Consider the following 21,501-nt stretch of genomic DNA (forward strand, 5'->3'; position numbering starts at 1 on the left):
AATGACTTTTCTTTTCGATTTTACAAGGGCATTGGGGCTCCCATGAAGATTCATCTGCCGAAGAAGCTGAAGCGGTTTGGAACCGAAGGGAGCGTTGCTACCCAGAGCCTGTGGTTTCGCTTGACGCGGGCGTCAGCACCGGCGCAGGCGCTCGGTAAATTGCGTGCGGATACATTGGATTTCTTCGACCGCAAGCGTCCGGTCGGCGAAAAATACCCTTATGAAGTCCATTATGCCCCGACACTTCAAAATGTGCCGGAGGGGCTGGAGCATTTTCATTTGGTGGGACGCAACTGGCGCTACCGGCCTGATGCGCCGATCGCCCTGGCATTTGGCATGAATGCCTGGAAATATGGGTTCATTGCGGATTATTGCCCCGATGTCCGGATTGCCTTCGCGCCCCGGAAATTCATGGGAGCCCGCGCCCACCGCGCCGTGCGCCAGTTGGTGCCGAACCTCAGTCGCATCTATGTCTGGGGTTATACAGATCGGCCGTGGATTGCGCGGTTCGCCCGGCGATGGAACATTCCTCTCATCCGTGTGGAGGATGGTTTCCTCCGCTCGGCCGATCTGGGTGCCAACCATGCGACGCCCTATTCGCTCGTGTTCGATACCCAAGGGCTATATTATAATAATTTGGAGCCGAATGACCTTGCCGACATTCTGGCTCGTCACGATTTCGCAGCCGATCCAAACTGATGGAAGATGCAGAGCGTGCGCGCCGTCTGGTGGTTGAGCACGGTCTGCTGAAATATAATCTTCCGGATATCACAGACTCTGCCGCCCAATATCGCATCAAGACGCGGCGCAGAGTCCTGGTAATCGGGCAGGTTGATAATGACGCCGCCGTCCGCATGGGTAATCCCGGAAAATGGCGAATGGTGGATATTGTCCGGCTGGCGAAGCTGGAAAATCCGGACGCCGAAATCTTGTACCGTCCCCATCCGGAAGTTTATCGCGGCTACCAACGGACCAAATTTCAAAGAAAACTGGTGGAAAACATCGCCACCATCGTGTCCCCCGAAGGATCATTGGTAGAACTGCTTAATACGACTGATCAGGTTTACACCCTCTCCTCGCTCTCGGGTCTCGAGGCTTTGATCCGTGGAGTGAAGGTCACCACCCTCGGAACGCCATTCTATGCCGGGTGGGGGGCCACAGATGATAGAGCAGCGCAGCCGAAGGGCCGTACGCTGACGCCAACCGAAATTTTTGCAGCGGTGTATCTGCTGTATCCGAAATATATGGTAAATCTGCCCAACATTGCTGATGCACTGGAATCGACTGCGTTGAAGATTCGCGGCGATCAGATTTTGCTTACCCTGTCCGAATGTCGCAAAACGGCGCAGCAAGAGGGGCGGGTCAGGCAGCAGCTTGCTGGAAGTAGACACTGGCCTGCAATTTTGCTGCATAATGTAGATGATCCTGAAGCTAGAAATACAGCTGAAGAAGATTGTGCGCCCCGTTTTCCTGCCAAAGATATTATGATCTCATCCAGAGATCCGTTTCTTCAAGAGATTATTATAGCTCTTATGTATGGATGGATTAGCAACAATCCAGTTAAGTATAAACTTATCGTTCAAGCAAGCGCATTCATGGATGCTGATCAATATTTTAAATTGCTAAATAGTCTATTGTTAATAGATGGAAGTCTTGCTGCGAAGCAGGTAATGGCCAATCACCTTCGTCAATATCCGGAATTTGGCGATGCAACTGAGTTCCTGCGACGAGTGGGATTGTCTCTAGTAAGGGAAGGGACGCAGAAAAGATGGGAAATAATTAGCGGACAAAATTCTGATAATGATATACTCAATATAGAACCTGCTGATCTAAATGACGATCAAAAGGCCATTCTCTACGAAGTAATGCAGGCAAATTTTTCAAATAGAAATTATGTAATAGCGCACAGAAACTGTATTCAGCTTCTCCTTCTTGGCTATAGATCTGAAGACATTATGTCTAGGTTAATGGCTATTGCATCAATGAATTTCAATTTTATCTCACTAAATGCTCTCGCAAATATCATGCTCTATGCATCGTCGTCAAAGAACATGTTGCGGGCATTAGCCGTCGTATGTGAACAATTCCCGCGTGCAAGTCCGGTTGATTTCGCCTGTTGGCAGGCGGCACTGGTGGGAGCGCGGCCCGCTGCTGCATCTGCTTTGCTAGTGCCAAAACATCAGCCAGAAAATGCTGAGGAGATTGAGCGACTTTCAGTGTTGGTCGCCCAACATGTGTATTTGAATGGGGAGATCAGCGTTTCGACGATTCAGGCTTTGATTGCGCTAGAAGACTTTTCCACGGCAATTGAGAAGTCCGAAATACTGATACAAAAATCACCGCGTGACCCGGCGGTCCTCGTGGTCCACTCTCAAGCTTTGGCTGCTGGTGGCAAGATCGCCAAAGCGTTTCAATTCATGTCATCGGTTTTTCCGGCGTTCGTGCACTCGCCTTTGGTTTATAGGGAAATGCTCAGGCTCTGCATCTTGCGAGGAGATTATGATTTTGCCCGGCAGATATTGACATCTGCAGAGAGGAACCATGTGCCCGTCGGCGAGATGCTCACACGAAAGACCTATTTCGGAATGAGGGAGCCAGGCAAGGCTTTGGCGACATTTCGTGAAATTGAACTTGTCGAAACCTTCAGGCAGCATTTTTCTGAGAAATACTACTCCGACGATATCGAAAAATTTGATGGATCTAGTATATTTCTTTTGCCTCTCTATGGACCGGGTGATGAAATAAGATTTGCGAGTATTTATTCGGATATAATTAGAACGGTTAAACAGACCGAACTTTTTATTGGCTGTGAGCCAAGGCTTCTTACTTTGTTTCAACGATCATTTCCCGAGGCGAGAATGGTGGCGGTTGAGCGCAAATCGCGGAAGGCTGATTATTTTGATCCTAATCTATACAACCTCACCCGAAACCCATTTCTTCGCGGAATTTTGGATAATCGCGCGGTCCATATAATTGAAGGGGTTGATGCTACAGCTGCGGTTACAGACGCGCTGGCTGAATTCCGAAGTTCATATGATGCTTTCTCGGGCCAGCCATATCTGTTGGCTGATAAACAGCTGGCGGAGGGGCATAAATGTCGCTTGCCAGAAGGCAAGTTGCGTGTTGGAATTAGCTGGAGGAGTAGTCTAAATACATTTTCCCGTAACGAGCATTACTTGTCGGTGCAGGAACTTCTTCCTCTTTTTTCAATTGAAAATGTCCAATTTGTTAATCTCCAGTATGATGAATGTCGGCAGGAACTGGATTTTGTAAACAGCCATTTTCCCGGTCGACTATTCGATCCTGAGTGGATTGATCAGTATAACGATCTTGACTCAGTGGCTGCTCTCATTTCAGGCCTAGATTTGGTCATAACGTCCGCAACTACGGTGGTAGAACTAGCCGGTGCTCTTGGTGTACCGACCTGGCTTATGTCCAACTCGTCAGAACTGCATTGGCGTAAATTGGAAAGCACTATGAGTGATGTTTGGCATAATTCTGTAACCCATGTCGAAGGGCGCATCCTTCAGGACAAGCAGAGCTTGGTTGTCGCCCTTGTCCAGAAAATGAACGAATGGATTGTACAACACTTGCATGAAGAGGCGGATCACTGGATGGCCGCCTCAAGGTGAATGTCTAGCTTTAATTTGGAGTAATTAATAACATGTTCAACGGAAAGTCGGTTTTGATAACGGGTGGCACTGGATCCTTTGGCAAGAAGTATGTCGAAACGATATTGGCCCGTTACAACCCGTCAAGGATCGTCATCTATTCCCGTGATGAACTCAAACAATATGAAATGGCGCAGGTCTACGACAATCCAGTCATGCGTTATTTCATTGGCGACGTCCGTGATCAGCCGCGACTGCGACAGGCGATGGAAGGCATTGATTTCGTTATTCATGCTGCTGCGCTCAAGCATGTACCTGTGGCTGAATATAATCCCATGGAATGCATCAAGACCAATATTGATGGCGCTCAAAACGTCATTCAAGCGGCCATTGCCGCCAATGTTGCGCGAGTGATTGCGCTGTCCACTGACAAGGCGGCAAACCCAATCAATCTTTATGGCGCCACGAAGCTTGCCTCTGACAAACTGTTCGTGGCTGCAAATAACGTGACAGGCGGGCATGGCCCGATCTTCTCTGTTGTCCGCTACGGTAATGTTGTTGGATCACGCGGATCGGTGGTGCCGTTCTTCAAAAAGCTCATTGATGCTGGCCAGACGCCGCTACCAGTCACACATCAGGATATGACCCGGTTCTGGATTACGCTTCAGGATGGTGTCGACTTTGTGCTGAAGAATTTTGAGCGCATGTATGGTGGCGAAATTTTCGTGCCAAAAATTCCTTCAGTCCAGATTATGGATTTGGTGGAAGCTTATAGCGGCACTCGGCAGGCGAAATTCATTGGAATTCGTCCCGGGGAAAAGCTGCATGAAATTATGTGCCCGGCTGACGACAGTCACCTCACCCTGGAATTTTCAGATCATTTCGTATTGCGCCCATCGATTCAATTTCACCACCGGAACGATGACTATATGGTGAACGCCATTGAGGAGGCGGGTGAACCAGTGGAAATGGGGTTTGAATATCATTCCGGCAACAACCCTCACTTCCTGAGTGTTGATGAAATTATGAAGGTGGATGAACGGGCCTGATCGCCCGTCTTATCTCCAAAATTCGAAAAGAGGGTCCAGAAATGGAGCTTCCGCGTTCTGCCGTTCGCAAGAAGGCGGGATCTATGTTGCGCCATCAGGTAAATCATTGAAGCGGTTGTGGTATAGAAGAGCTTTTTATAAGCTTTTCTCAAAAAGTCGGGATCTTTTCGGTGCCAATAATTCTGATTGGTTGTGCAGTGATCGCCCTGTTGTTGGCGAATAACTAGTGGTCGATCAACCTGCCATATGACGGCGAGTCCGGTCATTCTGATAGAAGCTTGGCTGCACTCACCGTTGATCATTATGCCGATATCGGCACAAGTCCATAATGCCGTGCTCGGTAATATGCCGCATGGCGGTTAAAGATGCTAAATTTCCATGCCTTATACCAAAGGCTACGCGAATAATTCGACCTAGTCACCTGGAACTGAAATGAGCCGAACTTCGGATTCAGGTGACTAGCACTATTTTGGCAGATTTTCAGGATGGATGATGTTGCGGCAACGAGAGCATTGTGTTGGCGGGGGCTGGGCGAGTGCGTTGAGGATTGCCCGCCGCACTGCTGGCAGGCTTGGTTGGGGCGGAGGTCCGGGGATTCTTTTTTCCCCTTCGACTTGTTTGAGCCGCCTGGATTGCAGGAATGGGAGCGCGATCATGCACATGAGGCAGTGTCGGTGGAGCCCCTGCCATGAACGACCTTCAAAGTGGTCGAGGCCGAGTTCTTCCTTGAGTTGCTGATGCGCCTGCTCGCAGACCCAGCGCGCCTTGCGCCGCAGCGCCTCCTCGGCTACCGGGGCATTGCCACCTTTGGCGTTGTCAAAGAAGCCACGCCTGACATGTGCCCAGCAGAAGGCGAACGTCCCGGGGCCGGCCTTCCGGTCCGGCGCCTCTAGGTGCTTGTACGCGCCATAGCCGTCGCATTGAACGATGCCGGTAAAGTCTCCGAGCAGCTTCTCCGCCCAGACTCTCCCGCGACCGGGCATGTAGGTGTAGACGACCGCCGGTGGATCGGTGCCGCCATGCGCGCCATCATCACGAGCGATCGTCCAGAGATATCCCGTCTTCACCTTGCCGGTGCCGGGCGCCAGAACCTTGGCGGTGGTCTCATCGACGAACAGCCTCGCGCCCGTCAGCAGATCCGCTTTCATGCGGCTGGTCAGGCGACCGAGCCAGGCAGCGGCTTTGCCCGCCCAGTCACACATGGTTCCCCGGTCGATCTCGATGCCCTGACGCCGCAGCGCCTGTGCTTGCCGATAGAAGGGGGTGTGATCGGCATATTTCCTGACGAGGGCATCGGCGATCAGCGCCTCGGTGGGCAGGCCACTTGGCACTATATGCCTGGGCGCAGGCGCCTGGAACACGCCGTCGCTGCCTGCGCGGCACGCCATTCTCGGTCGGGACGTCACGACCACGCGATACCGGACCGGGATGACATCAAGCCGGCTCGATATGTCGCTGTCTATGCAGTGCAGCGCGCCGCCGCAGCAGGGACATTCCTGCTCGTCTGGAAGGATCACTTCCTCAATGCGGGTCAGGTGCGCCGGCAGCGACCCCCGCGCTGTCCCGCTTTCCCTTCGCGCCCGCTCCTTCTTCCGGCCCGTCGCCTGCTCGCCAAGCGCCTCCAGTTCAGCGCGGGCGACATCGAGATCATCGAAGCAAGCGCCAACTGATCTTCGATCAGCTTTTCCGAGCGTTTCCCAAATGTCGTGCGGGTGATCTGGTCGATAATATGCTGCATCCGAGCTTCACGCTCGAGGCCAGCCAGGACCATCGCCTTGAGGGTGGCGACATCGTCAGGAAGGTCGGCTGCCGTGGCGACATGCCCCATTTCTGGCGGTTTCCGGGCGGTCCGCAATGGCCTTTCGATCAGGGGAATCAGGCGTGCGACCTATCGTGTCGTCACCGGAACCTGGGTGCGCGGCGTGTGCATTTTCGACCATTGCAGCCCTTCGAACAAGACCGATGCCTGCGAGGCCGACAGCCGCATCACACCATCGTGCGCCCTGGGCCAATGAAAGCCTCCGGTCTGCAGAACCTTGCTCACAAGCACCAGGCCGGTGCCGTCCCAGACCAGCAGCTTGATCCATGCCGGTAAGTAGGTTCTATCGGCTTTAAATTGCCATTGTCTATTGCATTAATCTAACCAAAGATTGACCCAATCGAAGAGCATAGCCTATAAACCTCTTTAGTCGTTGAAGAACGATAAAGGGACACGGTGACAAATTTTTCAGACCTGAGTAAGCCTGCGATCCACATCGTTGTTGATAGTAATTCCCAAGCTCTTCCGTTGCCATGGTTGCACAAGGAAGACCATCTGTATCCGGAGATGTTCACCCGATACTGGCAAACCTATCCGCATATCGCCCGTAGGGCGCTAAGTGATTATGGCGATGTTCAGACCTCCGTCTTCGGTTCCAGGGGCGGCACCATTGATTTCATGATCAGCCGCCGTCTGGAAGTTATGGGGTGGATGGACGACGATGTGTTGGTGATCAACCACGGCATTGTCGATTGCTGGCCACGGAACAGGGGGCAGAAGTGCCCCGCGCCTGAGTTTGATAGGCTGTTAGGGGAAGCCTTGCAGTTCGCTCGGGAACGCAGGCCAGATAGGTTGATCATCCTGATGGGGCTTGCCCTTGCTGATGAGCGCACGCATGAAAAAACCCCTGGTCTCAAGGCTGCGATAAGTCACTATGACAGCATTATCCGATCTCACGCTGATGCATCCGGCTCAGAATTTCTTGATGTACAGGCGCTACAGGTGACATCTACAGAAACATTCCTTCATCCAGACGCGCACCATTTTTCAAGTCACGGTCACAGGCTCATTGGTGAGGAGTTGGCTCGCATCGTTCGGTCAAAATTAGGAGTCAGCCGGAAGGACCGGCCGACGCTACGCAAACGGATTCAATATTTCGGGGTGCAACATCTTAGCCGCGTGGTAGAACGTTTGAGCGGCAAGGCCATTCTAACCCCTTGGCGGCTACTTATGCCTGCTGTTAGGAAGCACACCGGAAAAGGGGAAGCAATGCAGGTTCAAGATGATATAGCCCTCCTGGATATGATGCTGTCGGAGCAAAAAGCCGCGCCATCTATCTACCAATGGACGAACTATTGGGCGAAGAAGTGCAATATGGCAGTGGCCTATCTGCGCGAGGCAGGATTAAAGGATTTTCGCCGCATTCGCGCGCCAAGGAAGACGCCCGCTGCCACATTCGCTGCATTCGGAGCAGTGGACCTGATGCCTCCCCTTGCCTCTGAGGCTATAATGTCTGTTGTGCAAAACCGCGCTGTTCAAAGCCACGCCCGGAATGTCTATGAATTGCCTGCCTCGCGAGTAGGCAATCCCGAAGGCTTTGAGCACCAAGGCGTATTCTTCACGCTATCATGGCTGAACTACTATCTTCGTTACGTTTATGTGAGCCGGTTTCTGGATCTGTCGGGCAAGATCGTCGTTGAGATTGGGTCCGGATCAGCCAAGCAGGCCCACTTGTTGAAAATGGCGCACCCTGACGCGACAATTTTAATCTTCGATATTCCACCGCAGATTTATGTCGCCAATCAGTATCTCAAGTCCGTCCTTCCTGGAGAGGTCGTGCCCTTCGAAGAGAGCCGGATACTGACCAGCTTCGATCAGATCCAGCGCGGGAAGATACATATCTTTGGCAATTGGCATATCGATATTTTACGCGGTGCCACCTTTGATCTTCTTTGGAATGCCGCATCCTTTCAGGAAATGGAGCCTGATGTCGTCGGGCATTATATCGACGCAGCCGCCGGGGCAAAAGACGTGTATCTGATGCAGGCTATGGGGGGGCAAAGTGTCGCCGCCGCGCCGGGCCAAAATGGCGTTATCGAGGCCACTACTTTAGAAACCTACCAATCTGCCCTGTCGCGCTATGAAATGATTGACGAGTCCACAGCCCACCTGGCCATGCCCAAGCTGCCGAAGCCTTGGCCTTACACTGAAACATATTGGCGAGGTAAATAGCGTGTTTAAAGTCTTCCTGTCTGGACGCCCAACTGCTGCGTGTCGGCGGGCGGATTAACGAAGCCTAAACCTGCCATTTTCCACAGCGCGGAAGTGAGATAAAAAGTTCAGGGCAATTTTAATTCCGCTTAATTCATAAAAATCACCGCTAACCAAGCATTTCGCCCTTATCCATCCAAGATATCGACGGCGAACGGCCGCATCCGCAACCGTATTGCAGGTCCAGAATGCATCAAATTGGGGGTGGCTTTCGGCACAGACCACCAATGCATCATGGGCATAAATCGCATCGCCCAGCACCATCAAGGGCGCGCCGTGATAGATCGCCGACAGGCCCGATGTGCTGTTGATGGTGATCATGCCGGCGCTGTGCCGGGTGAGGAGGCCTATGGAACCGGTGTCGATGACATCGACGCGGTCGGCTACGCCCAGCGCCTCGGCGGTTTGCATGATGAATGCGCGGTCGTTGCTGCGGCCGCGCTCCATGGGATGGATTTTGTACACGAGCCGGTAGCCGGCGGGGGCGGTTCTGGCAAAGGAGCTTAGCGTTTCGGCAATCAGGCGCGGCGTGTTCCATCCGCGCGCGGCCTCTCCCATCTGGCTGTCCGCCGCGACTTGCAGGGGGACGAGGAAATAGCGGTGATGATAATGTTCCAAAAGGCGCTGGATCGCGGCGAAGTTGCGCCCTTGTCCCGTGACGCGGCGCCATCCATTGCGGATCCAATATGCGATCTCGGCCAGGATCGACACGCGGCGGTGGGACAGCCGCTTCTGCTTGCGTGTGCTGAACAACTCCCGGACCAGATAATAAACAGCTGCATGCCAAGCCATGGCACGAAAGCTATTATAGTCGGTCACTTCTTCGCGCGCTTCTGGCGGCGCCACGAAATCCTTTGGCGGCAGCTTGCCAGCGATGGGGGAATCGGCATTATTGCCATCCCGTTCAACCGTCACATAGCCGGGGCGGATGTAACCTTCTTCCAGCGAAAGAACCTCAACGCCCACCGCCTTTGCCACGCGCCGCGCGACGCGGTGAACCGGGCGGCTCGATCCGAACAGGATAACACGCGTAAAGCCGCCCTCGGTCAGCAGTGCGGTGAACCAGCTTTCCCACTCATCCAGGCTCCCGGCGAAATCGATGCGCTTGCGGCGGGGGGCGAAGAAACGGTCGCCAGCGTTGAAACTGATTCGCCACGCATCAAACCCGCTCTCCTCCAGATGCTCCTGCAAATGACGGAAGAAGGGGCCAACCGGCCCTTGCAGCAAGATAATACGAGTCCGTAACGGAAAGGCGGAAGGTGAGAAATGAAATTTCCTGCTCAGGCCACGAAAAGGCCAGCCTTGTTCGAGGCGAACGAACTTTTCGGCACCGTAATTCATCTCAAACTCTACACCGTTTAACGCAAGGATTTTTTGTGGTTATTGCGCAGCTTAAAATATCACTACCCCCCCGGGATCGGGTTTGAAACAAAAATCTGCGCACATACTTTTATTCGAACGAAGGGCATATTTGGTGCTGCACTAAATTTCCCACAGGCCCCACATTGGCAGCGGACCATCAACCCTCATCGACCTTCCTGAAGCCGACGTCTCGCCAAGGTTGTTTCAACTGTTTTTTGTAGCGATCGCGCACTGCCCACAACCACGAGACTCGCCGCTCGGCGATGCCGGGAAGGCTGAGCGGATCTAGGCTCGTCCAGGGCAAGAAAGGATTGCGGCGGCTATAGGCCCAGATTTCGATTCGCTTGCTGGGGAGCAGGCTTTGGGCGCGTGCGTGGAAGCCGTTGGTGTCCACCACGACCAGCGTGTTGGCGGGGACGGCAAAGCGGCGGGCGGGGCCTAGGCCCAGTCTCACCAGTCCGGCCTCATCGATCCGGAACGAGCCGCGGGCGGACAGGCGATCCATGGCCGATGGTCCACGCAGGCTCATCTCCCTTTCCCAGGCGAGGCGCTCCGGTGTCATTTTATGAGAGCCGGGCACATAGGTCAGGGGGCCTTCATCGTCGGCCACATCATGGAGGAAATACCAGGCCTTCATCGTGGGATGAAAGGTGTCGGCGTGAAAAGCCGTCTGGGGATCGGGAGGAGCGTTGGCGCGGTGGGGTAAAATGGTCTGGATATAATAAAGCGGCTCGACGTCGAAGCTGCTGACATAGCGCAGAAGCCCTTTCCATGTCGAAGAGGCAAGCAGGCTCCGCAGCTCTGGTACGGCTTTCAGGAAGAACGGATCAATGGCGATCCGCCGCGTGATCGTATCGCCCTGAAGCATCTCGCGCGCGGGCGCTTCCTGGCGCAGGATCTTTTCGCGCAGAGCCGCAAACTGCGGCTCTGGCAGGAAATTTTCGATTGCCACAAATCCCTGTTCGTCAAAGGCCGCGCGATGTTCTGCGTTGACGTTCCGGGCCAGTTTCGCTCGCCGTCTCCATGCAAGGCTATGCGCAAGTCTCACCCGCGCGACATGGAGGCCCATTCGGTTCAATCTGGGCGACCCGATCAACGGATTGTCGCGAAACGACTTCGCGCCGCTAGCCAGTTGGAGCGCCCAGAAAGGTAATGTGAGAGCAGTTCGAAGAGGCTTGAGCGACATGGCGGCTTTGTAAAGGCTTTGCGGGCGAACGACGCTATTGGGCGAGCCTCCAGGTCAAGTAAAGCGATTTGTCATGCAAACAGTAGAAGGCCGTAAATTCAGAGCGATAGAAATGTGCGGTATTGGATCCTGCAAGGGGCTCATCATTATACTGCTCATTATAACGGGCAATATAAGATGGATTACTACCTCCTTTTGATTATAGGTCTACAATCCTCCCTAAAATCAAGGGTTCTGGGCTATGTTGTCCGTTTTCGAGGAGATTGTTCATCGTTGCGACGGCATGCTGTCGCCGGCCGTCTATGAGCATATCTAGGAAACTGCCAAAAGCGGCGGCCTCATTGTTGAGGTAGGGACTGCTCTGGGAGCAGGGACGGTTGCGCTTGCCCACGGGCTGCAGGCATCGGGAAAGGGCGGCCGCGTGGTCAGTATTTATAAATGGCGGTCGATCAAGATTGTGCATCCGATTTTGACAGCAAGCGAGCCTAGCACGGGGTGAAGACACCGCCTTAGTTTGCGGCACCACGCCGCAAGGAGGCGAGAAAGTCATTGCTGGTTGAACGCAGCGCTTCCGAACGTGAACGCAGGCCGTCCACCGCGGCGCGGATGTCTTCGGCCAGGGCATTGGCTTTCCGGGCATCATCGGCCACCTGCTCGGCTGTCTGGCTCACTTGCTCAGATCCTGCCGCGGCGCGGGCGGCGGCGTCTTTAATGACATTGGTGGCGCTTGTCTGATTGCCCGCTGATTCGGCAATAGCGGAAGCGCGGGAGGACATTTGGCGGATATTTTCCGTGATGAGCTCCATGGATACGTCCGCCTGCGCCATTCGGTTTCGGATACCATCGAGGATCTCCCCAATTTTTCCGACGGCGCCTTGGGTCTGGGACGCCAACTGCTTAACCTCATTAGCAACCACCGCGAAACCACGCCCCGCGTCGCCCGCTCGGGCTGCTTCAATAGCGGCGTTGAGAGCCAACAAATTGGTCTGTCCGGCAAGCTGTTGGATGAGGTTGACGATCTCGCTGACGCTATCGGCTTCTTCCGTGAGTGCCATGAGGCTCTGCTGGCCAGAATCGCCGGCGTTCATGGCTGCATCGCCCATGCGCGCCTGCTCCTCCACTTGGGATGAAATATGGCTGGCCGAGCCAGTGAGAGCTTTGGTTGATTCTGCCACTGCTTGAGCCGATCGCGTAGTGGTGCTGGCGAGATTGAGTACACGTTGGGCCTTGGACAGGGCCCTGATATTGATGTCTCCAATATCGTCCGTTGCGGTCGAAAGAACATTCATTGCTTCGTCGAGCTGTTCGGCCAGGTGGGCGACGGAATCTTCATATCGCGCCGCCAGGGCCAGCATTGCTTGTTCCTGCAGGTGGGCGGCCCGCCTGCGGTCTTCTTCCCGTAATTGCAATTGACCCCGTTCGGCTTCTGCCTGGCGTTCCAGCTCCCGCTTTTCCTCCAACGCCCGTTTGCGCTCCAACGAACGGAGCTCCGCGTCGCTGCGTATTCGGCCCACGAACTGGCCCGCTGTATGAAAGAAGGCGCGGCAAAGCAGGAGAACGAAAAGGCCGGTCGCGATATTGAGCAGGATGGATATCTCATGCTTCTGCAGCGCGATATGGAACTGGATCGAGATGCCCATCACCAGGATATAGATGAACGCCGCCATTGGAATCATCGAGAAGGTCAAACCGCCAACGGAGATGATGCCGATGTGTATACAGAGCATCATCGACTGGGTAGCCATGTCGGCGCCATAGCCCGAAGAGATGAGCAAGCCGCTCCAACCCACGGAAATTATCGCGGTATAGCCAATGATCGCCCGGAACTGAGATCTGACGTTTTTATATTTCACCCGGCACATGCTGGTGGCGGGCGCCACAAACTGAATGGCCACAGCGGTAATGATTTGCCATGCCGCAAAGAAAAACACGAACTCCGCAGCAGGCCCAGCACGATGGACCATGGCAATGCAGATGGACAGGATCATCACCGCGGGCCGGGTACGCATGATGCCCTTGGCCACTTCCTTGATTTGTTGCGCGCCAATCTCCGCCGAAAGCGGATCGTCATCGACATGATTGGCAAACAGGTCGTCCCAAAGACGGCGGTACTTGGCTATGGATTGGACCTGGTCCTGGTCTTTTTTCATATCTGCGACTTCTCCCCCACCCACAGGGGCGCCTTTCCGTGCGATTTGGTACAGTGGATATGGTTTAAAAATGCTTACTGCGCCGCAACAACGCCGTGCGTCTGCTATATTTTCTCGCGCTATTTCTGACCATTTTGGAGGGGGAAAGATATGATCCGAATATGTCTGGATAGACAGTCTGCATGTTTTACGGCAGAGCCGAAGCTGTTGATTTTCATATGACAGGGGCAATGATGCAGTTTCGTCCGCTAGACCTTACCGGTGTGGTGGAGATCATTCCGGCCCGCCACGTCGATGAAAGAGGATATTTTTCTGAAATCTTTCGCCTCGACCAATTCTGTTCATCCGTTGACGACGTAAGATTTGTTCAGGAGAACCAATCGCACAGCGTGAAGGCAGGGACCATTCGGGGTCTGCACTTCCAAACCCCGCCCTTTGCGCAGGGGAAGCTGGTGCGTTGCCTGGCCGGAGCGTTGTTCGACGTTGTCGTGGATCTGCGAGAAGGATCGCCCGGTTTTGGGGAATGGATAGCGATTGAGCTTTCCGCGGACAAAGGCAATCAGCTCTGGGTGCCTCCGGGCTTTGCCCACGGTTTTTGCACGCTGCTGCCGGACAGCGTCGTCTGCTATAAGGTCACGGATTATTATAACGGCGAGCATGACAAAGGCGTTGCTTGGAATGATGAGGATATTGGCGTCGCCTGGCCCGAAATGGCAGATACTGAAACTCTGTCGGCAAAAGATCGGGTGCAGCCGCGTCTTGCCGACCTCCCATTCTACTTCTCCCATGGGGGATGATCGATGCGTGTGATCGTTACGGGAGGCGCCGGCTTTATTGGATCGGCTCTTGTCCGGCACATGGTGCTGGAAAAAGGCTATAATGTCCTTAATATCGACAAGCTCACCTATGCTGGCAATTTGGCGTCGCTGCGGCTGGTCGAGGGGCGGAATAACTACCAGTTCCTTCAGGCTGACATTTGCGACCGGCAAGCAGTGGAGACCGCGATCGCAAGCTTCACGCCTGACCGCATCATGCATCTGGCGGCCGAGAGCCATGTCGATCGGTCGATTACTGGCGCTGCTGATTTCGTACAGACAAACGTCATAGGGACCTTCACCCTGCTGGAGGCGGCGCGCGGCTATTGGAATGCATTGCCCGCTGCAGCCAAGGACGGCTTTCGGTTCCTGCATGTCTCGACGGACGAGGTTTATGGTTCGTTGGGCGCCGATGGACTGTTTCAAGAAACGACACCCTATGATCCAAGCTCGCCCTATTCGGCGTCGAAGGCATCGTCGGATCATCTGGCCAAGGCATGGCAGCGCACCTACAGGTTGCCAGTAGTGGTGTCGAACTGTTCGAACAATTATGGGCCTTATCATTTTCCTGAAAAGCTGATCCCGCTCACTATACTGAACGCGCTCTCCAGCAAGCGGCTGCCCGTGTACGGAAAGGGCGAGAATGTTCGCGACTGGCTATATGTCGAGGATCACGCCCGTGCTCTGGACCTGATCGCAGAACGAGGCCGGCCAGGGGAAACCTATAATGTCGGAGGCCGCAATGAACGGCGCAATATTGAAGTCGTCCGGTGCATTTGCGAGGTGCTGGACCGGCTTGTCCCTGGCGAGTGCCCTCGCGAAGAACTGATAGAATTTGTTACCGACCGACCCGGACATGATGCACGCTATGCAATCGATGCAACGAAGCTGGAAAGCGAACTGGGCTGGCAGGCCCTGGAGAATTTCGAGACCGGGATCGAGAAGACTGTAAGATGGTATCTGGACAATGAATGGTGGTGGCGCCCACTGCGTGAACGCTATGACGGAGAGCGGCTTGGCGTCTTGCCGGAAATGAAGGCGGCGGAATGAGGATCGCCGTTACAGGATCGCGCGGGCAGGTGGTTCAGTCGTTGATGGAACGTGCCCGAGTGGCTGGCGACCAAATCATCTCTTTGGGCAGGCCGCTCCTGGATTTGACTGATCCCGCTCCAATACTTCCCGCGCTTGAAAGGAGCCAGCCAGACATCATTGTCTCGGCCGCAGCCTATACGGCGGTCGATCGCGCAGAAGCGGACGTGGAGGCAGCCTATGCCGTGAACGCAATGGGGGCAGGAGCGGTCGCTCAGGCGGCCGGCGCCCTGGAGGTTCCCCTCATTCACCTTTCGACGGACTATGTATTCAATGGGCGGAAGGTCGAGCCCTTTTCCGAAGAGGACAGCCCCGATCCGCTCGGCGTCTATGGTGCTTCGAAGCTCGCCGGGGAGCATGCCGTCCAAGCAGCGTGCGCCAACAGCATCATTTTACGAACCGCATGGGTTTACAGCCCATTTGGCAATAATTTTCTGAAAACCATGCTGCGCCTAGCAGGAGAGCGCGAGGAAATAGGGGTGGTCGCCGACCAGCGGGGGAACCCGACCAGCGCGCTCGATATTGCCGATGGAATTTTTGCTTTAGCTGAGAGGCTTGTTTCCGACTCCCGACCTGAGCTCAGAGGCATCTTTCATATGACCGGGAGCGGCGAGGCAAGCTGGGCGGACTTTGCAGTCGCCATCTTTGAAGCTTCGGAAAAAAGAGGAGGGCCCTGCGCAAGGGTGCGGCCGATTACCACCGCCGAATATCCAACTCCTGCGCCGCGCCCCATCAATTCTCGTCTTGATTGCAGGAAGCTCGAGGACATTCACGGCGTTCGCTTGCCAGATTGGCGGCATTCCATGGAAACGGTCGTTGAGCGCCTGCTTCTTGTGCAGGCTTGATTAAGGGGAGGGGCTATGCGGGGCATCATATTGGCGGGCGGTAGCGGCACGCGGCTTTATCCAATCACAATGGCCGTCTCCAAACAGCTGATGCCGGTCTATGACAAGCCGATGATTTATTACCCGCTGACTACGCTTATGCTGGCGGGAATCCGGGATGTACTGATAATCACCACGCCGCATGATGCCTCAAACTTTCGCAATCTTCTTGGGGATGGCTCGCAATGGGGGATGCAACTCAGCTACGCGGTCCAGCCCGAGCCTAGGGGACTGGCACAGGCTTATACGATCGGCGCCGATTTTGTGGCGGGTTGCCCGTCTTGCCTTGTGCTCGGCGACAATATCTTTTTCGGCCACGGCTTTCCGCAAATTCTTCAGTCGGCACGGGAGCGGGAGAGCGGCGCTACCGTCTTTGCCTATCATGTCGCCGATCCGGAACGTTATGGCGTCGTGGAATTCGACCATAGCATGCGCGCGATCAGCATAGAGGAGAAGCCCGTTCGGCCGAAATCCAACTGGGCTGTTACCGGACTTTATTTCTATGATGCCGATGTCGTGGACATCGCAGCTAATCTGACGCCCTCAGCGCGAGGCGAGTTGGAGATCACCGACGTCAACAGCGCCTATCTGGAACGCGGCACGCTTAATGTTGAACTTATGGGTCGGGGTTACGCCTGGCTCGATACGGGGACGCCGGACAGCCTGCTTGAGGCCGCAGAGTTCGTGGGAACGTTGGAGCGTCGACAGGGGATGAAGATCGCATGTCCCGAAGAGATCGCCTGGCGCCAGGGTTTCATAGGCGATGATGGTCTAGATCGGGCGATCGACCGGTTGGGCAAGAGCCGTTATGGGGAGTATTTGAAAGGTCTGCGCGGGTAAATTCAGTCCTCTTCAAGCGCTTCGGTGATCTTTCTTACCTCTTGTGAGCGGCCACGAGGCAAGATCAATATGTCCTTGCCGGTTGCAACAACGATCAGATCCTCAACGCCGACCAGAGACACGCGTGGTCCTTCACTGTGGATAAGGCAATTGCTGGTCTCGATTGCCAGCACCTCCCCCCGGCAAGCGTTCCCGTTTGAGTCGCACGCGTTAATGGCATGCAGCGCGTCCCAACTGCCAATATCGGACCATCCCATGCTAACAGGCACCACTGCCACGCGTCCGGCTTTTTCCATGACGGCATAGTCGATGGAATTAGAAGGGCAATTTGCAAATTTGTCCTTATTGGGAACGATCCGGTTCCCATGTTTGATGCCGCATTCTACCGATTGCGTAACCACCCTGAATATTTCAGGCTGGTATTGTTCGAGGGCCGCGAGATACGCATCGGCCCGGAACATAAAAATCCCTGCATTCCATACATGTTCGCCTTGGGCGATCATGGCGCGCGCTTTGTCCGCGTGGGGCTTTTCAACAAAGCGTTCGACCTCCTGTACGCCGGGAGCCAAAGGATCGCCCATTTTGATATAACCATAGCCAGTTTCTGGCGCGGTTGGCGTTATCCCGAAAGTTATGAGCCATTTCTCTCGTGCCAGGGGCAGCGCCTGCTTGATGGCATCGTGAAACGCTTCGAGATCGGAAATGACATGATCGCTCGGCATGACGAGGATCGGGGCTGCCGGATTGTCCACGGCAAGGGCCGCCAAGGCAATAGCGGGTGCAGTATTACGGCCTTCTGGCTCTAAGATAAAACGAGCGTCACTTTCTTCTGACTCCCGAACCTGTGCTTCGATCAGGTCAGCATGGCGAGCATTCGCCACGATGATCGGCGGCGCAAAGCCGGGGCGGCCAGACGTCCGCTTTACGGTCAACTGTATCATGCTGTCCGTATCGATAAGCGATAGAAGCTGCTTGGGCCTTTCGGGCCGAGACAGCGGCCAAAGGCGGGTTCCTGATCCACCGCACAGGATCACCGGAACGATCGGTGGGTAATGGGACTCAGCTGGCGTCATCAGCGCGATTTTCTCCTGCTTTGCGTCTCTTCACCCTAATTAAACCATATCGAGATAAGGGATCATCAGCATTATTGATTTGGGCCGGGGGGCGGGTTTGAGCAAGCAGAAAGTCATTATTGTCTTCGGAACGCGTCCCGAAGCCATCAAGCTCTTTCCCGTTATACAGGCGCTGCGAGTCCATGCCGACATCGACACCCGCATTTGCGTCACCGCGCAGCATCGCGCCCTCCTCGATCAAGTGCTGGATATAGCGCAAATCGTTCCCGACATCGACCTCGACATCATGCAGGACAATCAATCGCTGGACAGCCTGACCGCCCGGCTGATCGTCGCCTTGGGCGAGGTATATGACCGCGAGTGGCCGGACCGAGTGCTGGTTCATGGCGACACGCTGACGACGATGGTGGCGACATTGGCGGCCTATTATCGAAAGATACCGGTGGGCCATGTCGAGGCCGGGCTGCGGAGTGGAGATATTCATCATCCTTGGCCGGAGGAGGTGAACCGCATGGTCGTCTCCTGTATTGCTGACCTGAATTTCGCACCGACGCAGGCGGCGGCGGACGCGCTGATCAGGGAGAATCGCGATCCCGTCACTATTCATATCACTGGCAACAGCGTGATCGACGCTTTGCTGGCGACGCGGGAGCGGATTCGGGAGACGCCGTCGCTTGCGGCAGGTCTCAGTCCATTGGCCGCGCGCTTCAAGGGCAAGCGCATCATCGCGGTCACCAGCCACAGGCGCGAGAATTTCGGTGGCGGCATGGAGAGCATCGCCTCAGCCATCAATGAGGTTGCCGCGCGCCCCGACGTGGCCGTGATTTTTCCCGTCCACCCTAATCCCAATGTGCGGATGATCATGAGCGACATGCTTGCGGGCCGCGACAATGTGGTGTTGATCGATCCTCTGGATTACCCGCATTTCGTGCGGCTGCTCGATATGTGCGAGATCGTTCTCACCGATAGTGGGGGGGTGCAGGAGGAAGCGCCCTCTCTGGGCAAGCCCGTGCTCGTTATGCGCGAAACGACCGAGCGGCCCGAGGGGATTGCGGCCGGGACCGCGAAGCTCGTCGGCACTGACAAAGACCGGATCGTTTCCGAAATCTTCAACCTTTTGGATGATAGCGAGGCCTATGCCGCCATGTCGCGCGCCCATAATCCCTTTGGCGACGGCAAGAGCGGGGAACGCATAGCCAGGATCATCGCTGATGCCCATCGAGGTTGAAAAAAGGGTTTCTGTTATTGGTTTGGGCTATATCGGCCTGCCGACGGCGGCCCTGATCGCCCGATCAGGGTTTAAGGTATTGGGCGTGGATGTCAGTCAGCATGTGGTGGACACCGTCAACAGCGGCCGCGTGCATATCGAAGAAGTCGACCTTGATGGTTTGGTGCAGGGCGTGGTTGCGCGCGGGACGTTGCGAGCCTCCACCGAGATCGAGGAAAGCGACCTGTTCCTGATCGCGGTGCCGACCCCGGTCGCCGAGGACCGCGCGCCGGATATCAGCTATGTGCTTGACGCCGCGCGCATGTTGGCTCCGGTGCTGAAAGCGGGCGATACGATCATATTGGAGTCGACCTCCCCGGTCGGTACGACGGAAAAGATGAGAGATGTGCTGGCACAATTGCGGCCCGATCTCAAAATGCCGAACAAGGGTGGAAGCGCAGCCGATGTGGCGATTGCCTATTGTCCTGAGCGAGTCCTTCCGGGGCGCATATTGGTCGAACTCATCAACAATGATCGCTGCATAGGCGGGATCACGCCGCGCTGCGCCCGAAAGGCGTTGACCTTCTATCGCCAGTTCGTGCGTGGGGAGTGCATCACCACCAACGCCCGAGCGGCGGAGATGACCAAGCTGGTCGAAAACAGCTATCGCGACGTCAATATCGCTTTCGCCAATGAACTGTCGGTTATTGCCGACGGCCTGGATCTGGACGTGTGGGAAGTGATCCGGCTCGCCAATCGCCATCCACGCGTCAACATTCTGCAGCCGGGCCCGGGCGTCGGGGGTCATTGCATCGCCGTCGATCCCTGGTTCATCGTCCACGGCGATCCGGAAAATGCGCGCCTCATCCGAACCGCTCGCGAAGTGAACGATGCCAAGGTCGATCACGTTTTTGAGCGCGCATCACATATGATGGATGACTTGCCAGGGGCTGAGATTGCCTGCCTGGGTTTGGCTTTCAAGGCTAATATCGATGACTTTCGCGAGAGTCCGGCGCTAAAGATCGCGCACCGTCTGGCTCGCCGCTATGGACAAAGGGTGAAGCTGGTCGAACCCTATGCCGAAGCCTTGCCGATGGAGTTTGCAGGAACGGGGGCGGAGTTGATCGACATTGATGCGGCCATAGAGCGCTGCCCTGTCTTCATTGTGCTGGTCGATCATGATGTCTTCAAATCAGTGCCGCTCGATGAGCGCCTGGGCAAGCATGTCTATGACACAAGGGGCATTTGGCGGGATCAGCCCGAACCAGCCAAGGAGGCCAGGCTCAGCCTGGCTGGATGAGGCGGCGCACTGACGCCCTCACCCCAATACCACTTTATTTGGCGGAAGAATTGTCCGCTGTTACCGCATAGCTTAGGCCATCGGCCATCGTGACCGAGAGTCGCGCTGACCAGGGGCGGTTGTCACCAATGACGACCTTGCTCAAGATTACGGGCGCCGCATTCGCTGCTAAGGTGGCGCTGCTGGCATTGCGAACCGTTGAGTCGCCCTCCACCGTCAGTTCGAAACGCAGCTTTGTCGGCTCCTGCGCTTTACCTGTGACAAGAAGCAGGACCTGTCCGTCTGACCGTTCCACTTGTAGTTGAACCGGCTCTTCTTTCGCAGCCCCAGCATGAGCAGATGTGAAGGTCATATTTGCCCCCAGGCATAGTAAAGCGGCAGAAGATAGGGAGCGAGCGGGATGCATTGCGTCAACCCTCTGGACTTGCCGGCCGGACAAGCTGAACCCCGTCCGGAACCGCGGGATCGCCAGCCGGCAGCGGGTGAGTGTCGTTGGTCGTACTGAAAATGTCGATATGGGCAGGATCCTGATTGAGATAGGCTGCCAAAGCATCGGGACCAATCTCCCGCGCCAGTATCTCCGGCGTCGGCTGCTGCCCGCGTTGCCGGATGAACTCCAACGCGCGCGCGACCTCGGCGGCCAGGTCCTTTTTCTCGCCACCAGTAGCGAGCACCGCCTCGCCCTTGGGGGCTTCGCGGGGCGCGTCCAGCGTGTTTGGGAGTTGCGGGACCGAGGTGGGGTTATCGGTCGCAGAACCAATATTGGGTACCGAGACGTCGGCGGCGCCATCGTGACTCGCCTGCACCTGTTCAACCTGCACGGCAGGACCGTCCATGATGGGAGCCGAAGGGCTCTCATTAACCAGAAGCGCCATCACCAGGAATATGCCGGACATCATGCAGCC

The 21,501-nt window shown here is 55.5% G+C and carries 17 protein-coding genes and 1 pseudogene; 10 read left to right on the forward strand and 8 right to left on the reverse strand.

The window, feature by feature from the left end:
* Positions 1-42 precede the first annotated feature (42 nt).
* Genes HNQ99_RS01860 through pseB form a run of 3 tightly spaced genes read left to right on the forward strand, consistent with a single transcriptional unit; the run spans position 43 to position 4,660 of the window.
* Complete coding sequence (locus tag HNQ99_RS01860; protein ID WP_184473919.1) at positions 43-699, forward strand: capsular polysaccharide export protein, LipB/KpsS family; 657 nt, start codon at positions 43-45, stop codon at positions 697-699.
* Positions 699-3,632 carry a capsular polysaccharide export protein, LipB/KpsS family gene (locus tag HNQ99_RS01865; protein WP_184473920.1) on the forward strand — a complete coding sequence of 978 codons (2,934 nt, stop codon included), beginning with the start codon at positions 699-701 and terminating at the stop codon, positions 3,630-3,632. The genes HNQ99_RS01860 and HNQ99_RS01865 overlap by 1 nt, the downstream gene beginning before the upstream one ends.
* 32 nt (positions 3,633-3,664) lie before the next feature.
* Complete coding sequence (pseB, locus tag HNQ99_RS01870) at positions 3,665-4,660, forward strand: UDP-N-acetylglucosamine 4,6-dehydratase (inverting) (RefSeq protein WP_184473921.1); 996 nt, start codon at positions 3,665-3,667, stop codon at positions 4,658-4,660.
* A gap of 464 nt (positions 4,661-5,124) precedes the next feature.
* Here pseB and tnpC read toward each other — a convergent pair.
* Together tnpC and tnpB are read right to left on the reverse strand one after the other, a co-directional pair.
* Positions 5,125-6,488 (reverse strand): annotated as a pseudogene (gene tnpC, locus HNQ99_RS16485) (IS66 family transposase).
* Positions 6,489-6,548: 60 nt separating this feature from the next.
* Complete coding sequence (gene tnpB / locus HNQ99_RS16925; RefSeq protein WP_407692291.1) at positions 6,549-6,710, reverse strand: IS66 family insertion sequence element accessory protein TnpB; 162 nt, start codon at positions 6,708-6,710, stop codon at positions 6,549-6,551.
* Positions 6,711-6,875: 165 nt separating this feature from the next.
* Here tnpB and HNQ99_RS01885 point away from each other — a divergent pair, with 165 nt between their 5' ends.
* Positions 6,876-8,651: a putative sugar O-methyltransferase gene (locus HNQ99_RS01885; protein WP_184473923.1), complete on the forward strand. Its 1,776-nt coding sequence runs from the start codon at positions 6,876-6,878 to the stop codon at positions 8,649-8,651.
* A 54-nt stretch (positions 8,652-8,705) separates the two neighbouring features.
* Here HNQ99_RS01885 and HNQ99_RS01890 read toward each other — a convergent pair whose 3' ends face one another.
* The 3 genes from HNQ99_RS01890 to HNQ99_RS01900 form a co-directional block, all read right to left on the reverse strand.
* Complete coding sequence (locus HNQ99_RS01890; RefSeq protein ID WP_184473924.1) at positions 8,706-10,031, reverse strand: capsular biosynthesis protein; 1,326 nt, start codon at positions 10,029-10,031, stop codon at positions 8,706-8,708.
* Between the two features lie 178 nt (positions 10,032-10,209).
* The gene (locus HNQ99_RS01895) at positions 10,210-11,238 is read right to left on the reverse strand and encodes a phytanoyl-CoA dioxygenase family protein (RefSeq protein WP_184473925.1); all 1,029 of its coding nucleotides are present in this window, start codon (positions 11,236-11,238) and stop codon (positions 10,210-10,212) included.
* A 509-nt stretch (positions 11,239-11,747) separates the two neighbouring features.
* Positions 11,748-13,388: a methyl-accepting chemotaxis protein gene (locus HNQ99_RS01900; protein ID WP_184473926.1), complete on the reverse strand. Its 1,641-nt coding sequence runs from the start codon at positions 13,386-13,388 to the stop codon at positions 11,748-11,750.
* 230 nt (positions 13,389-13,618) lie between these two features.
* On the opposite strand from HNQ99_RS01900, the gene rfbC reads away from it, so the two are divergent.
* Genes rfbC through rfbA form a run of 4 tightly spaced genes read left to right on the forward strand, consistent with a single transcriptional unit; the run spans position 13,619 to position 17,016 of the window.
* Positions 13,619-14,185 (forward strand): dTDP-4-dehydrorhamnose 3,5-epimerase, encoded by a 567-nt coding sequence (gene rfbC / locus HNQ99_RS01905; RefSeq protein ID WP_407692292.1) that lies wholly within the window; start codon positions 13,619-13,621, stop codon positions 14,183-14,185.
* 3 nt (positions 14,186-14,188) lie between these two features.
* Positions 14,189-15,253, forward strand: coding sequence for a dTDP-glucose 4,6-dehydratase (rfbB, locus tag HNQ99_RS01910; RefSeq protein ID WP_184473928.1), 1,065 nt, complete (start codon positions 14,189-14,191; stop codon positions 15,251-15,253).
* On the forward strand, positions 15,250-16,137 hold the full coding sequence (gene rfbD / locus HNQ99_RS01915) for a dTDP-4-dehydrorhamnose reductase (RefSeq protein ID WP_184473929.1): 888 nt from the start codon (positions 15,250-15,252) through the stop codon (positions 16,135-16,137). Before rfbB ends, rfbD begins: the two co-directional genes overlap by 4 nt.
* A gap of 15 nt (positions 16,138-16,152) precedes the next feature.
* On the forward strand, positions 16,153-17,016 hold the full coding sequence (gene rfbA, locus HNQ99_RS01920) for a glucose-1-phosphate thymidylyltransferase RfbA (RefSeq protein ID WP_184473930.1): 864 nt from the start codon (positions 16,153-16,155) through the stop codon (positions 17,014-17,016).
* Positions 17,017-17,018: 2 nt separating this feature from the next.
* Here rfbA and HNQ99_RS01925 read toward each other — a convergent pair whose 3' ends face one another.
* Positions 17,019-18,089, reverse strand: coding sequence for a mannose-1-phosphate guanylyltransferase/mannose-6-phosphate isomerase (locus HNQ99_RS01925; RefSeq protein WP_184473931.1), 1,071 nt, complete (start codon positions 18,087-18,089; stop codon positions 17,019-17,021).
* A gap of 97 nt (positions 18,090-18,186) precedes the next feature.
* On the opposite strand from HNQ99_RS01925, the gene wecB reads away from it, so the two are divergent.
* Positions 18,187-19,317: a non-hydrolyzing UDP-N-acetylglucosamine 2-epimerase gene (gene wecB, locus HNQ99_RS01930; protein WP_184473932.1), complete on the forward strand. Its 1,131-nt coding sequence runs from the start codon at positions 18,187-18,189 to the stop codon at positions 19,315-19,317.
* Positions 19,301-20,596, forward strand: a complete 1,296-nt coding sequence (gene wecC / locus HNQ99_RS01935) for a UDP-N-acetyl-D-mannosamine dehydrogenase (protein WP_184473933.1) — start codon at positions 19,301-19,303, stop codon at positions 20,594-20,596. Before wecB ends, wecC begins: the two co-directional genes overlap by 17 nt.
* A 34-nt stretch (positions 20,597-20,630) precedes the next feature.
* Here the strand turns inward: wecC and HNQ99_RS01940 are convergent, their stop codons facing one another.
* On the reverse strand, positions 20,631-20,948 hold the full coding sequence (locus HNQ99_RS01940) for a hypothetical protein (protein WP_184473934.1): 318 nt from the start codon (positions 20,946-20,948) through the stop codon (positions 20,631-20,633).
* Between the two features lie 58 nt (positions 20,949-21,006).
* A complete protein-coding gene (locus HNQ99_RS01945) occupies positions 21,007-21,492 on the reverse strand; it encodes a hypothetical protein (protein WP_184473935.1) in 486 nt (161 codons plus the stop codon).
* Between the last annotated feature and the right edge of the window lie 9 nt (positions 21,493-21,501).

It is taken from the genome of Rhizorhapis suberifaciens (assembly GCF_014200045.1).
GTDB lineage: Bacteria > Pseudomonadota > Alphaproteobacteria > Sphingomonadales > Sphingomonadaceae > Rhizorhapis > Rhizorhapis suberifaciens.

Excerpts from the sequence above, each read along its gene's own strand:
- rfbA (WP_184473930.1), top strand. The coding sequence starts at position 16,153 with ATGCGGGGCATCATATTGGCGGGCGGTAGCGGCACGCGGCTTTATCCA.
- wecC (WP_184473933.1), top strand. The coding sequence starts at position 19,301 with ATGCCCATCGAGGTTGAAAAAAGGGTTTCTGTTATTGGTTTGGGCTAT.
- HNQ99_RS01940 (WP_184473934.1), bottom strand. The coding sequence starts at position 20,948 with ATGACCTTCACATCTGCTCATGCTGGGGCTGCGAAAGAAGAGCCGGTT.
- HNQ99_RS01900 (WP_184473926.1), bottom strand. The coding sequence starts at position 13,388 with ATGAAAAAAGACCAGGACCAGGTCCAATCCATAGCCAAGTACCGCCGT.
- pseB (WP_184473921.1), top strand. The coding sequence starts at position 3,665 with ATGTTCAACGGAAAGTCGGTTTTGATAACGGGTGGCACTGGATCCTTT.
- rfbD (WP_184473929.1), top strand. The coding sequence starts at position 15,250 with ATGAGGATCGCCGTTACAGGATCGCGCGGGCAGGTGGTTCAGTCGTTG.
- rfbB (WP_184473928.1), top strand. The coding sequence starts at position 14,189 with ATGCGTGTGATCGTTACGGGAGGCGCCGGCTTTATTGGATCGGCTCTT.
- HNQ99_RS01895 (WP_184473925.1), bottom strand. The coding sequence starts at position 11,238 with ATGTCGCTCAAGCCTCTTCGAACTGCTCTCACATTACCTTTCTGGGCG.
- HNQ99_RS01890 (WP_184473924.1), bottom strand. The coding sequence starts at position 10,031 with ATGAATTACGGTGCCGAAAAGTTCGTTCGCCTCGAACAAGGCTGGCCT.
- HNQ99_RS01925 (WP_184473931.1), bottom strand. The coding sequence starts at position 18,089 with ATGACGCCAGCTGAGTCCCATTACCCACCGATCGTTCCGGTGATCCTG.
- rfbC (WP_407692292.1), top strand. The coding sequence starts at position 13,619 with ATGATGCAGTTTCGTCCGCTAGACCTTACCGGTGTGGTGGAGATCATT.
- HNQ99_RS01865 (WP_184473920.1), top strand. The coding sequence starts at position 699 with ATGGAAGATGCAGAGCGTGCGCGCCGTCTGGTGGTTGAGCACGGTCTG.
- HNQ99_RS01945 (WP_184473935.1), bottom strand. The coding sequence starts at position 21,492 with ATGTCCGGCATATTCCTGGTGATGGCGCTTCTGGTTAATGAGAGCCCT.
- HNQ99_RS01860 (WP_184473919.1), top strand. The coding sequence starts at position 43 with ATGAAGATTCATCTGCCGAAGAAGCTGAAGCGGTTTGGAACCGAAGGG.